General features: G+C 44.4%; 6 protein-coding genes. 4 read left to right on the top strand and 2 right to left on the bottom strand.

Annotated elements, in window-relative coordinates; translation table 11 throughout:
• Positions 1 to 438 precede the first annotated feature (438 nt).
• Complete coding sequence (locus ACFOHL_RS01310; RefSeq protein WP_376918395.1) at positions 439 to 1,863, top strand: MATE family efflux transporter; 1,425 nt, start codon at positions 439 to 441, stop codon at positions 1,861 to 1,863.
• Here ACFOHL_RS01310 and ACFOHL_RS01305 read toward each other — a convergent pair.
• Entirely contained in the window at positions 1,853 to 6,040 is a 4,188-nt protein-coding gene (locus tag ACFOHL_RS01305; protein WP_376918394.1) for a S8 family serine peptidase, read from the bottom strand. The two genes, ACFOHL_RS01310 and ACFOHL_RS01305, sit on opposite strands and share 11 nt — an antisense overlap.
• Before the next feature lie 286 nt (positions 6,041 to 6,326).
• Between ACFOHL_RS01305 and ACFOHL_RS01300 the strand changes: the two genes are divergently transcribed.
• Positions 6,327 to 9,731 (top strand): TonB-dependent receptor, encoded by a 3,405-nt coding sequence (locus ACFOHL_RS01300; RefSeq protein WP_376918393.1) that lies wholly within the window; start codon positions 6,327 to 6,329, stop codon positions 9,729 to 9,731.
• 93 nt (positions 9,732 to 9,824) lie between these two features.
• On the opposite strand, the gene ACFOHL_RS01295 is transcribed toward ACFOHL_RS01300, so the two are convergent.
• Complete coding sequence (locus ACFOHL_RS01295; RefSeq protein ID WP_376918392.1) at positions 9,825 to 11,222, bottom strand: DUF4397 domain-containing protein; 1,398 nt, start codon at positions 11,220 to 11,222, stop codon at positions 9,825 to 9,827.
• Between the two features lie 277 nt (positions 11,223 to 11,499).
• Here ACFOHL_RS01295 and ACFOHL_RS01290 point away from each other — a divergent pair, with 277 nt between their 5' ends.
• Positions 11,500 to 12,795, top strand: coding sequence for a ribonuclease J (locus ACFOHL_RS01290; RefSeq protein WP_376918559.1), 1,296 nt, complete (start codon positions 11,500 to 11,502; stop codon positions 12,793 to 12,795).
• 239 nt (positions 12,796 to 13,034) lie between these two features.
• Positions 13,035 to 14,732 carry an AMP-binding protein gene (locus ACFOHL_RS01285; RefSeq protein WP_376918391.1) on the top strand — a complete coding sequence of 566 codons (1,698 nt, stop codon included), beginning with the start codon at positions 13,035 to 13,037 and terminating at the stop codon, positions 14,730 to 14,732.
• Positions 14,733 to 14,896: the final 164 nt, after the last annotated feature.

Raw genomic sequence — 14,896 nt, 5'->3', positions numbered from 1 at the left:
TTGTTGCACGTAGCCTTGATCAATTCTTTCTCATCTCTAAGCTTATGCGCTCATGCCAAAAACGAAAGTGTTTTTTTGCTATATGTTATTAGGGTCTGTTGACCTTTGGTGTGCAAGTTTTGTTCAATTATAGTCTATCTGATCGCGGCGCAGACTTGCAGGCCTAATGGCTTAAGTCAAAAGGCTGCAACAAGGAGCAGATAGACTATAATTGAACCCTTCTGGGCAGGGCTTGTGCTTCATTTCTACTGCTTTATCGCTCCTTGATGTAGAACAACTACACGACAGTCGCTCTGCATTGTATAAATGAAGCACAAACCGCTGCAAAATTGCACACCAAAGGTCAACAGACCCTAAATTAATAGCTGAAATTTTTCAGGAAATGTGCGATGGTTTTCGGCTGTTCAAATTAGCTATCGATGACAAAAAAAGGCTACGGTGATAAATATAAGTGCAGGGTTTTACCTAGAGTTGAAACGCTTGGCGGCAGTGGCTTGGCCTTTGCTAATTGCGCAAGTTACCCAAATGCTGATGGGTGTTTCTGACACGATTATGGCCGGTCGCTATAGCTCATTGGACATGGCAGCGGTAGCGATTGGATATGGCGCAACGATACCGCTACTGATTTTTTTGCAAGGTATTTGTCTTGCTTTATCCCCACAAATCGCACGTTTAGACGGTGCTAAAAACACGCAAGATGTGGCGGCTTGGGTGCAACAGTGTTTTTACTTAGTGACCTTTGTTGGCATCGTGTTTACTTTGTTGTCTTTTGTCTTGCCCAGTGTCTTTAATCAGATAGATATGGCGTCTGACTTGCGAAACGAAACGCTGGACTATGTTCAATTTGTGCTGTTTGCTGCACCAGGCTTTGCGATATACCAAACGCTGAGAAACTATTGTGAAGGTCTTTCCCGTACGCGACCCACAATGGTTATTATGGTTATTGGTTTACTCATCAATATTCCCGCAAATTATTTATTTATCAACGGTATAGAAGTTGATGGCGTGCAATGGATACCCGAGATGGGGGGGGCAGGTTGTGGCTTGGCTACAATGCTAGTTTTTTATGGCATGGCCTTGTCCACTTTCTTGTATACCTTAAAGCAAAAAGAATTGCGTCAGTATGAGCTATATCAGCGCTGGTGCTTACCTTCGCTGAGCAAAGCTAAAACGCTTTTGTCCTTGGGTTTGCCTATTGCCTTTACCTTGCTTGCTGAAGTGACACTATTTGCAATAAGTGCAATTTTACTTTCTCCATTTGGTGCACAAACGGTCGCTGCGCATCAAATCGCTTTAAATTTCAGTGCATTGATATTTATGTTACCACTGAGTATTGGCTTAGCAGTGGCGATACGAATTGGCTACTCACTTGGCGAGGACAATAGGGAACAAGCAAAAATGGCCTACAAGGCTGCCATGGCGATGGCTGTCAGTACGGTATTTTTTACTACTACGTTTACAGTAGTGAATGCTTCTTGGATAGTGACGATGTATACCGCTGAAGTAGAAGTAATTTCACTCGCGATTAGTTTGCTGATTCTAGCGGCTATTTTTCAATTTCCTGATGCAATTCAAGTGATTGGTGCGAATTCTTTACGCGGATACAAAGACAACAAAGCCATGTTGTTGATATCCCTTATAGCATATTGGGGGATTGGATTTCCGGTTGCCCTAACCTTGGGTTTAACGGATTGGCTTGTACCTAAAATGGCGGCTAAGGGGTTTTGGATTGGATTTATTGTGGGCTTAAGCTCGGCGGCCATTATGATGACCGCCCGAGTCTTGTATATACAAAAAAAGTTGAATACGCGGCAAACAGTAAGCAGCACTCAGTGCTGCGAGCATGATGCGCCTAGCGCTTAGCGTAGCGCACATTTATTTCCCTCAAGCTGGATATAATAGCAAGTAAGCCAAATAGCCATAACGAGAGGCTACCGCCACCACCATTTGAGGACGGCGGTGGAGTAGGCGCTTGCACAATGCTGATAGAGCGCGATTCAGTCGTGGTGCTGACACCGTCACTTACCGCAAACTCTACTGTTAAGCTTGTGCTGTTTCTCGGAAGGGTTAAGGTACGACTACTTCCAGCTATACCATTGATGCTAAAACTCAAACTGTCTTGTTCAGGATCACTAGCCGTGAAACTCAGGGTTATTTGTTCACCACCGTTGCCACTATCAGGAGAGGTGATACTTTCGATAACCGGTGCTTGATTGTTGTTTACCAAAATTGATAGAGTTTGGCTTGTCTCTTGTTCAAATGCGTCAGTGGCAACCACTGTATAAACAAGGGTCTCGTCGTTTTCAACGCTGGGCGCAATAAGGCGAGTACCGTTTTCGTCTTGAATCACCTCTGTATCTGTTCCACTTGTTTGGATAAATGAAACTGTTACTGCATCATTGTTGGGATCACTGACGACAATAGGAATGGTCAGCGTTTGGGTTTCCGTAACTTGTAATTGGTTATTGGCGATACCGGTAAACGTAATTTGGGGTGCGCCTTCGACTTGCAATTGATCAAAACTCGGGAGCGTTAGCACGCTCTCAAAATCTCGATTTAGCAAGGCACTGCTCAAGTTAAGTGCAATCGGACCCGGTGGCATATTTGCATTCACTTGCAGTGATAAATCCAATGTGGATACTTGCGTATCGCCTGTCGCCTTAGTGACAAGCCAGATCAAATTGTCATCGCTGATTGTCAGGCCTTCTGCGTTATTTGTATCTGAGATACTGGTGCCATTTGGAATAGCTAGACTCACACGGTAGCTTCTGCTTTTATCAGTATTGTTGCCGGCTATTTGAATGGTAAGTGGTGCACTATCACCCTGCTGCAAACGGCTGGGGGTAGCAATAAGTCGGGTGTCTAAGTCACCCACATCCAAGTTAAGCTCGATGAGACCGAGCTTATCTGCAATCGCTGCATTGTTGCTCAAGCCAATAGCGCCAAAGTATTCATCGCCATTTTGTATCTCATCAAGCTTGTACGCCACATCAATATTAAATGGCACATCCTCTTCAATGCTTGCTGGAGCCTGTACCTGAAGTGTGTCATTTTGATCGTCAGTCACTATCACATAGCGCAGCTCAAATGCATCAGTGCCTGCATTAGACGCTGTAAAACTTTGTACGGCAATGACGTAGTCACCAGCGTCTGGAAAGTTGACAGCGATTTCTTCAATCTCGTTTGGTGAGGTGCTCCGAGCAATTTCTTCAGAGCTCACTAACTCGCCGTCACCATCTGCATCAAACAGTAGGAACAGATCTAGGTCGACGGCACTTGAACTCACAATCTTAGTGATTAAACGTTTTGCATTATCTGGCACTGTTATTGGAAAAGTAACGACGCCATCTTGAATGTTATCGAGGTAATCCTCGTTGTCAGAATCTTCACTGACTTCATCTGTGACGACAGTTGCTTTGCTAAGACTGAACGAGGTAACAAAAAATTCAGGAATAGAAATCGCTTTTATATTTTCTATCCGCGTCTCGTCCACTGCACGGCTAGCCGTAGCTTTTGAGGTTGTTGGAATATCGCCTAAAGTTGATAAAACGCTGATGGGTAAGCTCAAATTTGGACTATTTGATGCCGATAAACGCAGTGCGCCAAAAATATATTCAGTTTTTGTGGCGGCTAAACTATTGATGGTGACTCGGACATCTTGAGATTGACCTGCCACAATATTAAAGTTTGTAGGCTCTACCGTTATTACCGTGTCGTTGTCAAAACTCTCAGCAGACACCTCCCAACTGCCGTCTTGAGTCGCGGTAAAGGTTCTGGTCCATTCGCAAATGCCTCGACACTCGGAATCCGTGATACTTGGTAAATTGAGTTGTCTTGGATCACCGCCCCTAGCAGGGTTGGCTGCAACGTAATTAGCAAAGCTTTCGTCAAGTACCAAGCCAACTTGGGCAGCTTGATCAACTTGAATGCGACCTGCACCCATATCAAAATAATCAGCGGTTTCTGTTGCATTATTCCGTTTAAGCTGAGTGTTGGCTGTCATAGACAAAGCTGAGCGGATATTGTCTGGCGTCCAAGTAGGGTGAAGCGCACTGAGTAGCGCTGCTGAACCTGCTGCATGTGGGCTTGACATAGATGTACCGGATAAGTAACTAAAGTCGCCAGCGGCGGGAGGTTGTCCATCATGCCCAAATTGCTGATCTGCATAGGCTGAAAATATATTCACGCCGGGTGCGGTCAATGTAGGCGTCAAAGTGCTGTTGGTAGCGTTGGGTCCGCGGGAAGAAAAGTTAGCTAAATTATCGATTCTTTCTGGATCCAATGTTTGGTTAGGCATACCGGTGGTGATCGTTGCGCGATGATTGCTGCCACTGGCTAACCATGCCTTCAAACGATTACCATTTTCGGCATTCATATGAATACCGGGTACCACATATTGGTCATTTGCTAAAAATGTATCGCCGCCATCTACATTTGCGAGCACGTAGCCTCCGGCACCACCAGCCTCTACATTTATCGCTTTATCTACTCCTGCTATTTGCCCCCTGTCACATACAACGATTTGCCCAGCAAAAGTGTTGGCAGGAAAAGGTTGCAAGCATTGAGCAGGGTCATTGCCAGGATCATTGGGATTCGAAAAGTCTCCCGCGTAAACAATGGAAGCGGTAATACTCCCTGTATTGCTTTGACCACTTAATGGCGGAGGGGGTGTGTTGCCACCAGAAAAGTCGGTCAACTCTTTAACAAAAGCGTTTTCGCGACCATGTTCTGCTGCGGCAACTGAAGTATACCAAGGGGCATTTTTTTCACTGGTTTGAGGGTTTGGACCACTGTTTCCGGCAGAAGTAGCAACAAAAATACCGGCATTCATGGCAGATAAGAAAGCTAATTCGTCGGGATCATTCCATGGGTTACCGCCGCCACTTATCGAAAAATTGATCACATCAACACCGTCTGCAATCGCTGAATCTATCCCAGCGGCAATAGCCGCACCCGGACAGTCAGCATAAGTGTCGCCATCAGCACTTGTACCGCCAAAACAAACTTGATAAGAAATAAGGTTTGCTCTAGGTGCGACGCCGCTGATTTGGTCAAAGACAAACTCTGTCTGTACGCCATCACTTTCTTCAGCATTGGCTTCGGGAATGGATTCGTTTACGTTGTTAAGTACGTTACCTACGGCGGTAGCTGCGACGTGGGAGCCATGCCCTCCATAGTCTTCACCATTTTGCGCTAGGTTTTCAGGGAAAACCTCAGTATCGGTGTAATTGTTGGTGATCACTGGGTAGCTGTACACGCCTATCAATTTGTTGTTACAGAGTTCGGGGAAGTTGCTTGCGCAATCGCCTAAAAATACACCATCACCCAAGGGATTGGTGTGTACATAACCATCACCACTGACTTCTGCGAACGACGGGTGGTCTGTGTTCACGCCCGAATCAATCACACCGACGACAATGCCTTCACCTTGTGTTTGCGGTAGTGAAGGGAGTTGCCCTTGCCAAATGCTGGGCGAGCCAATTAATTCAGGGCCGCGATCTGTATCGACTCTTCGCACTTTTGAGCGACTCACGCGCTTTACACCGGCTAAAGATGATACTTTCAAGGCTTCCTTTTGTGTCATCTCAACAGCAAAGCCGTTTAGGGCATAGGTGTAAGCGTGCAATACTTTTAAATCGCCCTTTATTGATCGCATTTCGCTCAACATTTTGCCTTGTTTGTTTTTAAGGCTTTTTTCGTAATCAAGGATGAATTTGTTTACTTGCTGATTGGTACTTGAATTGGCGTGACGGCTTACCTTACGCTGTTTGAGTGCGTAGACCATTTTTGTATCTTGCGCAATGGCAGGGGATACAAGTTCGACAATGTAAGTGTATTCACCGGCCGGTAAATTGGGTTCGAAGTTAAACTTTACCCGATTGTGGGTTTTACTTGGGTTATCAAACGATTTGACTACTGTCATTCTAGTTTGAGTTTCTTGCAGAGAAATTTTCTGAGTGGCAATGCCATCATCTGCCAGCACGGGGTATAAGCCTGCACTCGCAATAGCCACTGATATCGCCACGGCAATAAATTTCATACAGATTCTCCATCGTCATCTTTAACAATATGACCGAAAACTAACATTGTAGTATTCAGTGGGAAAGCTAATAAGTATAAAAGCCATAAAAAAGTATCGATATCGATACACAATCGTGACAAATGATTCTCCTTACTCAGTTTTATATGTAATAACTTTGTAAATGTAATTAGAGATAAATTAAATTAATTGTTAAAGAAATTTTAATAATTGAGCGGATTTTTCAAACTGCTTTAATGTATACATTAAAGCTACTCACACCAACTACACACAAAACGAAAAATCTATGAATATGCAATTAAAGAAAACCAGCTTAGCAGTCGCAGTTATTTCTGCGTTAGGTATTAATAATGTGTTTGCGCAAGATAGCTCAAATGAAGAGAGCAAAGAGGATGCAAACTTTGAGGTTATTGAAATACAAGGCTTTAAAGCCAGTTTAGTCCGCTCAATAAACAATAAACGTTTTGCCGAAGGCGTAACAGACAGTATCTATGCAGAAGATATTGGTAAGTCAACAGACCAAAACATTGCCGAGGCACTGTCGCGAGTGACGGGTGTTTCTTTGTCAAGAACAGATGGCGAAGGCACAAGCATATCCATCCGCGGAGCGGGGCCCTCGTTAAACAATATCTCATTAAATGGTATTTCGCTCACCAGTCCGGGTGCAAGTAACACGGTGGATTTGAGCGCCTTTTCATCCGATATTTTGTCTCGAATAGAAATCAATAAAACTTCGAGTGCCGATCAGGATGAAGGTAGCTTAGGGGGTGGCGTTGTGCTGCATACCTTTAGACCACTAGATGCTAAAGAAAACCTACGCTCGATAGAAATTCAGCATCGGTATCACGATCTTGCAAAAACCAATGATCACAAATTAAGTGGTTCGTTTTCTCACAAGTTTTTGGACGATACTCTCGGTATTGTGACTACGCTGTTTGATGAAACCCAAACAATCAGAAAAGATCAGGTGTCAATGGGCGGCTTAGACCGATACCAAGTTCGCTCCGACCAAGTTGTCGATCAAAATGGTAATCCCTTAACCCGAGTAGAATCTGACGGGCAGGGTGGCGAAGTCATCCAAAACTTCACTGGTATTGGCTTTGGCTCAGCATCCCATGAGGCATACATTAATCAGCGTAACAGACAGGGCGGTACGCTTGGTATTCAATATCAACCCACGGATTCGACCAATATTCAGTTTGATGCAAGTTATTCAGTACAAACGACGATTGAAGACAAAAATAGCTTTTCGTTTACTGGTTTGATGAATAATGCTGCAGAATCTGCCGTTGTCGATATTTGGGGACAAGAAGTGTGGGATGCAAATCCTCCTGCTAGTGATCCGCTTCGAGATTGGCACGTGTTTGATACGGAATTGGGTATGTTTACCAAATTCCTCAGCAGAAATGGCTTTGGTCGCGTGCACAAAACAGATGCAGAAGTGGATAGTACCAACACTATTCTTGGTTTAGACATAGAGCAAAGGTTGGGTGACTTTACCTTGAACTTAAGGGCAGGGCGCTCCAAAACCGATGTACAAGACGAATTTTTCCTCGATTTTAATACCATAAACGGCGACTACGTTAGTTCAGCCTTGCTCTATGGTGTTTCCTCCAGTGAAATTGAGCCGGTTGGTTACGATTGCTCTGACGGTAAATGCCGCACCATTGTTGGTCAAGGTTTATTGGACTCTGGCGATGGCGACCCAACTACGCAAAGGGACAACTTTGTGACAACGGGTTTGAACCCTCATGATCTCAATGGCCGCTATATTCAGCAAGTATTCATGCGCAATCAGGCCTACACTGATACAGCAGACAGCGTATTCTTTGATGTTGATTGGGATGTTGACGCATTTGGTATTACCCAAGTTGAATTTGGATATAAGTATTCTTCTCGTGAGAAAGACTTAGTCAATCAAACGGCGCAATTTAACGGCAATAACCAGAACAATGTACCGTCAGTACAACTTAACATTGATGAGTCCATTTATCCTTCTGGGATCTCCGGTATCCCGTTAACAGAAATTCACAGCGGTGATTTGGGCTTTAACAATTTCCTTTCTGGCTTAGGTTACGCCGATGATGTAGTGCAAAACTGGCCTACTCTTGACGCACGAAAAGCCTATGACATTATCTTCGGCAACGCGCCAAACTTGATGCCAGAGTATGATCGTGCTGGTAGCCGAAACATTCAGGTTGATACAGAATCTTTTTATCTGAAAGGTAATTTTGAATACTTAGAGGGTGACTTACGCGGTGACATTGGCTTGCGTTATGTCAAGACAGAAAATGCTTCAACAGGGTTTTCTTCTATCGATTTACAAAATCAATGGTTACACGATATTCCCACCCTTGAAGGCGTGCTCAATCCAAACAATCCAGTGTGTCAGGCATCTATTGATTGGGGTAATGCACGTGGTTTAGATACTTCAGATCCTAATACTGTATATACAGCACCGTCAGGAGTGAGTCGCTCAGAAGCAGAAGCGTATGCAGCCGTGCGCGATCAGGAACTTGCTGATCGCGGACATTGTTACGATTTAGTGTTTCGTGACAACCGTAGCCAAAATAGATTGGCTCCACAACAGCCTTTCGTAGAAGACTATGATTTTGCGGTTACTGGCAGTGGCGAAAGCGATTTGTTATTGCCTAGCTTGAACTTGAACTACGACATAAATGATGAGTTGGTAGCCCGTTTTGCCGTATCTAAAACCATGGCCAGACCTGAAATGGATTCGTTACAATCAGCTTTCCGTCTTAGAGAGAATGTATGGCGTGGCACGGGTAATGGCACAATTAGAAACCCGAATCTACAACCTCTAGAATCTAAAAACTTAGATTTATCACTTGAGTGGTATTTTGATGAGGCCGGCGGTTTACTCTCAGCAGCCTTCTTTAGAAAAGATTTTGAAAACTTTGAGGAATCTGAAACGGTAGGTATGTACATACAGGACGTGAGAGGGCGCGATGCGGCTGAGCTCGAAGGCATTACGGCAGATGATGTGCTGTTAGCTACACCCGATCTTGCACAGTGCTTGCCTAATCGTCCGCACTGGTGGGCAGACCCCTATGCTGATAAGTACGTAGACAAATGTCACGAATTGCAGGTCAGTCGTTTGATCAATGGTAAAGGCGCAAAGGTCAACGGTTTCGAATTTGGATACCAGCAAAACTATACATTTTTACCGGGCTTTTTGAGTGGCTTAGGTACGGCCATTAATGCTACGTTCCAAGAAACAAAGGCAGAGCGCCAAGAAGGCACGATTGAAGGAACATTCTTACCTGCTTTACCGCTAAGTCGAAGCCCAGAGAAAAGTTTCAATGCAACAGTATTTTGGGAACAAGATGGTCACTTGGTTAGATTGGCCTATAACTACGCCAGTGACGTACTCATTAATCGTTCGTTCAGAGATGGCACTGCGCTATGGCAAGAAGGCTCAGGAACCTTAGATTTATCGGCAAGTTATGAGGTAAATGATTGGTTATCATTTAACTTCAATGCAGTAAATATTACTGATACCGTTATACGTCAGTATTTTACTGTGGTGTCAAATAACACGATGTTAGAAGCCTTAGGACTTGAGGCAGGTGGAGAAGGCAGTGCCTTTGATAGCGCGACCGACAGACGGACACTTCGCGAATGGAACACCGGCGCAATTTATCGCTTTGGTGTAAGAGTTAAGTTCTAGTAAAAAGTTAGGCTATGTACGCACTCTCACTGGGCATAGCTAAAATTCGTTCATTAGGCGCTCGATTGAGCGCCTTTTCAGTCATCACTATCCTTAGTTAATAAAATCATCAGCCAAAATGAGCTGCGGCGCGTCGCCCGCCATATCCCCATCAACGGCGATTGCTGTATATATTTTATTGACTTCCAAACTTAACACACCTGTTTCTATCGCTTTTGTTTTAGTTCCCGTTGGGGTGACGGTGACGACATAGTCTCCAGCAGCCAACGAAACATAACCGGTTTCAGCTAACATGTCAGTGCTGTATTCTACATTGGTAAATGCAGGATCAACGTTGTCAATCTCGCCATCTGCGGTAACGTAAATATCTACGCCGGGCGTTGCTTGAGATGCGTGAAATATACGAACAAGAGCGGCGGTAGCAACACGGCGGCCATCATCAATAATCGTGTCTAAATCTGCATTCGCAAGCGTATTGTTTGCTAAAGCTGTATAACGAACACCGGCTTCTAGGCTGAGGTTAACATCGTCAATCGCTACAACGTTATTGTCCGCGTCTGCCACGACAGTTAGTATGTAGTCGGTTGCCTCAACGGCTAAGTAATCTGTCACCCCTTTAAATGGCGCACCATCAAACAAGAGTACACCTGCGGCGTCAAAGGGCAAAGCCAATACATCAACAGCCGGTGCGTCTGCAATACCATGGATAGCCCTCACTTCTGCGGGTGTGTTTACATCCATGATTTTGGATGACGAGCTACCATCCGCAACCAATAACTTAACGGGTGACATGCCCGTTGCGACGTTTTCTGTAGCAGAAATCAGCAAGTCTGCACCTGCACTGAGTGTTACGCTTCCAGAATCAAATACGACTGTCTTCGTTCCAGCAGGCGTAATTCTTATCTGGTAGTCGCCAGCAGCGATTTCAACTTGTGGTGTAAAGTCTTTAAATGCCAATGTGGCTAACGGTTGTTCAGCTTCTATATCGGCATCGACAGCAGTCACATACACGTCTACCGTCGGCGCATCCGGTGCTGCATGCACGACTTGAGCTCTGACATTTCCTTCTGTTACATCTGTGTTGTCATTAACTACTAGCAAGGCTTCGATGCTTGCGGTATCGCCAACAGCCAGTACATTATATTCTTTTTCGCCTTCCAACATGGCTTCTACTGTGATGACAGAAGCAGTTTGATCGCCGGGGAGCAGAGCATCAACAACAAAAGTATATTCGCCTGCATCTAAGCTTAATAACCCGCTTGCTGCCTGATAATCTAAGCCAGCCAAAGCTTCAACTGCCGCACCATTTGCCAGTATATTCACTGCAGGTGCATCTGGAGACGCGTGAATGACACGAACTTCTGTCATGGCTGGTGGCGCAGGGGGCGCGGGTGGCACCGGCATGGGTGAAACAGGATCATCATCGTCGTTGCAAGCAGACATGAGTAAAGTACTGCCCAAAATCAGTAGAGTCGTTTTTAACTTATTCATTGTTCCCTCGATAGTTTTTGTTCAGAAATGCCTCTCAACATACCGCCGGTAAATCTGATTAGATTAATTTTTATGTTAAAAATATGATTAAAAATAGTTAATGGTTATCTTTGCTTAAGCAGTGCTTCGTGTCGACAGCGACTAAAATAACAATAATAATCAACAAGATTGGGACGAACCGTGATACATTGATGGGATGAATTGTATTCAAAATAAACTCATTCCCAGCTCGCAGGATCTTTGGTTCTTGCCACTTGGTGGTACGGGCGAAATTGGGATGAACTTGAACCTATATGGTCACTCTGGTCGTTGGTTGATGGTTGATTGCGGTATCACCTTCAATGTCCCCTTAGATCCGCAAAATGATCAGCGATACGACGTAAAACGAGAAGATTGTGTTATTCCCGATGCCAGTTTTATTTATCAGCAGGCAGATAAACTGGCAGGTATAGTAATTACCCATGGGCATGAGGATCACATTGGCGCATTGATAAATATATGGCCAAAACTTCAATGCCCGATTTATACCACCGCATTTACTGCCGAGATTATTCGTCGAAAATTTTACGCTAACGAGCAGTACGTAGACTTACCATTAGTAGAAGTTGCGACCGGAGCTGAATTGGATATTGGGCCTTATACAGTGCGTTGGTTATCCATTACACATTCAATCCCAGAAACACAAGCTTTGTTGATCAGCACACAAGTTGGCAATGTTTTTCACACTGCGGATTGGAAAATAGACGCCTCGCCTGTTGTCGGTCTTAAGTTTAAGCCGTCAAGGTTCAAATCCCTTGCGACAAAAAACGTCTTGGCAATGGTTTGCGATTCGACAAATGCTTTGCAAGCCGGTTATTCCATATCTGAGCGTGCCTGTGAAAAAGGCTTGGGCGAACTCATCAGCAAAGCAAAGGGTAGGGTTGTCGTGAGTTGTTTCGCGAGTAACTTGGCAAGAGTACTTACTCTGGCAAAAATTGCTAAGGCCTCGGGGCGCTATCTGGCACTTGCAGGACGTTCACTAGAAAATATGGTTAGTATCGCGAGGTTAACAGGCTACTGGCCGGAGGAATTGCATTTTACACCTTTAAGGCATATTGGCTATTTGCCTCCTCATGAAATTTTGCTTATTGCGACCGGCAGTCAAGGCGAACCAAAGTCGGCTTTGCATAAAATGGCAATGGATAGTTTTCGTCATTGCAGTTTAGAAAAAAATGACACAGTGATATTTAGCAGTATTGTTATCCCTGGCAATGAACCTTATGTGTCCAAAGTTTGCCAACAACTTAAAGACAAAGGTGTGCGTGTTATTCAATCTAATGATACGGACGCGCCCATTCATGCCTCAGGTCATCCTAATGAAGAAGACTTAAAAGACATGTACGCTTGGGTAAAGCCTCAGATAGCTGTGCCAACCCATGGTGAACAAAAACACATGCTAGCAAACGCTGAACTTGCTAAGGCGGTGGGAGTCAAACAACAATTGGTTGGGATGAACGGTGACTTGTTTAGCTTGGCGCCTCGTATAGCGTTAATAAGAAGCAAAGTAAAAGTAGGCAGAGTCGCGTTAAAATGAACGTTGCCACAATACACGAGCAAAAGAGGCTCACGCCGAGACTTGTTTATGACTGTGCCAAGATCAAACTTGTACCTTCTCACGTATATGAGCTAGGTTTAAGGATAAAAGCGCTGTGGTTTGTGGCTTTGAACATCTCGAACGGGTCGCTGATAGCAGTGTGTTCTCGTATGAGTTGAATTCTGAGAGTTTGCTAATTACGGGTCAAGTAAGACGCAACATTTAATAGGTAGGTATTTATGTCGACGGTCGTGGCTGAAGGTTCTCAACAGTTAAATTCCCCATTAAGTATGCTGTATCGCTGGGAAAAAGAAAAATCCAATCATACCTACTTACAGCAACCAACATCGGGTGGTTTAGTCAATTACTCATGGGCTGAAACTGCTACCTTAGCACGAAAAATCGCAGCCAAACTAAAGTCTTACAATTATCCCAAAGGCACTTGTATTGCGATTTTAGCGAAAAACTCTGCAGAGTGGTTGATTGTCGACTATGCAATTATGATGGCCGGCTATGTTTCAGTGCCGATTTTTGCTACAGCAGGCAAAGATACGATTGCATATGTCCTTTCCCATGCGAATTGTCCGCTCATTTTCATTGGTAAACTCGATAGTTATGAGGCAATTGAAAGTATAGTCAACAAAGAAGGCGAACAAGGCGAGTTCGCTTTTAATAAGCTTCAAACAGTAGCGTTTCCTTATGATGGCATTAAAGCCGATATGTCATGGGTGGAATTTACAAACTTACCTCCACTTGATGGCAATCCACAGCCAGATATGAACGACATTATGACTATTATTTACACCTCTGGTAGTACCGGACAACCAAAAGGCGTTGTGCATACATACCACTCTATCTGTTGGGGGGCGAATGCCTTTGCCAATGCCTTGGGAATGATAGATAAAGATCGCTTGATGAGTTATTTGCCTTTGGCACATATCACCGAGCGAGTGTTAATTGAATTGGCGAGCCTGTATGCCTGCACCTGCCTTCATTTTGTCGAGTCCCTCGATACATTTACGCGAGATGTAAAAAGTTGCCAACCCACCATGTTTATATCTGTGCCTCGATTATGGACAAAGTTTCAGATGGGGGTATTGGCTAAATTGCCGCAAGAAAAACTAAATTTTTTATTGCATATTCCACTACTTGGAAAGTTTATTGCCAAAAAAATTAGACATGAACTCGGTATTGGTAGCGCAAGAGTATGGGCGTCTGGATCTGCGCCGCTTGCACCCGCTACGATTGAGTGGTTTGCGCGACTTGGAATTAATATTTCAGAAGGTTGGGGGATGACTGAAAATGCCGCCTACGGAGCAGCAAATTTTCCTTACAGACCAGACAAGATTGGCGCCATTGGCAAGGTCTTTGAAGGCGTCGACATTCGCATTGCTGAGGACGGCGAAATTCAAACAAAGTCACCCAGTAATATGCTTGGCTACTATAAAGATCAGGAGAAAACGTCTGGTGTGTTTACTAACGATGGTTTTCTTCGTACGGGAGACAAGGGGGCGATAGATGCCGAGGGGTATGTGCGAATTACTGGGCGCTTAAAGGATATTTTTAAAACAGCAAAAGGGAAATACGTGACGCCTGCACCTATCGAAGCAAAAATTATGGAAAATCCTATAGTAGAGCAAGTGTGTGTGACTGGAACAAATTTAGCGCAGCCCATTGCTTTGCTAGTGCTCTCGGAAGAAGCCAAGCTTGAGTCGCAAGATTCAATAAGCCAGTCCTTAGAAGCCAGCCTGGATAAGATAAATGCGACGCTCGAAAGCCATCAGCGCTTGGATCGTATTATTGTATTCTCAGAGACTTGGTCCATCGAAAACGACTTGCTCACACCGACATTAAAGGTAAAGCGTCACGTGATTGAAGAGCGTTTTAGCAACATAATCAAAGCGTCGTATCATGAGCGTGTTGTTTGGATAAACTAACAGCAGAAATGGGGTCATTTCTACTCCTGACCCCATTTCCGCCATTTCTGTAAGTCTTTCATACTAAAGTTGAGTCTGGTGCAGTCGATACCATTGCTAGGTTTTACCTATTTGGACACTTTCTTGGTTCATTAAAGAAAGTACGGCTTAGGTAAAAACCACAA

The organism is Agaribacter flavus (assembly GCF_042646125.1).
In the GTDB taxonomy this organism is placed as follows: Bacteria; Pseudomonadota; Gammaproteobacteria; order Enterobacterales; family Alteromonadaceae; genus Glaciecola; species Glaciecola flavus.
Note: the sequence above shows the minus strand (reverse complement) of the source record. Positions and strands in the feature narration are given on the sequence as shown.

Coding starts and splice junctions, on each gene's coding strand:
- ACFOHL_RS01305 (WP_376918394.1), bottom strand. CDS start 6,040: ATGAAATTTATTGCCGTGGCGATATCAGTGGCTATTGCGAGTGCAGGC.
- ACFOHL_RS01300 (WP_376918393.1), top strand. CDS start 6,327: ATGAATATGCAATTAAAGAAAACCAGCTTAGCAGTCGCAGTTATTTCT.
- ACFOHL_RS01285 (WP_376918391.1), top strand. CDS start 13,035: ATGTCGACGGTCGTGGCTGAAGGTTCTCAACAGTTAAATTCCCCATTA.
- ACFOHL_RS01290 (WP_376918559.1), top strand. CDS start 11,500: ATGAACTTGAACCTATATGGTCACTCTGGTCGTTGGTTGATGGTTGAT.
- ACFOHL_RS01295 (WP_376918392.1), bottom strand. CDS start 11,222: ATGAATAAGTTAAAAACGACTCTACTGATTTTGGGCAGTACTTTACTC.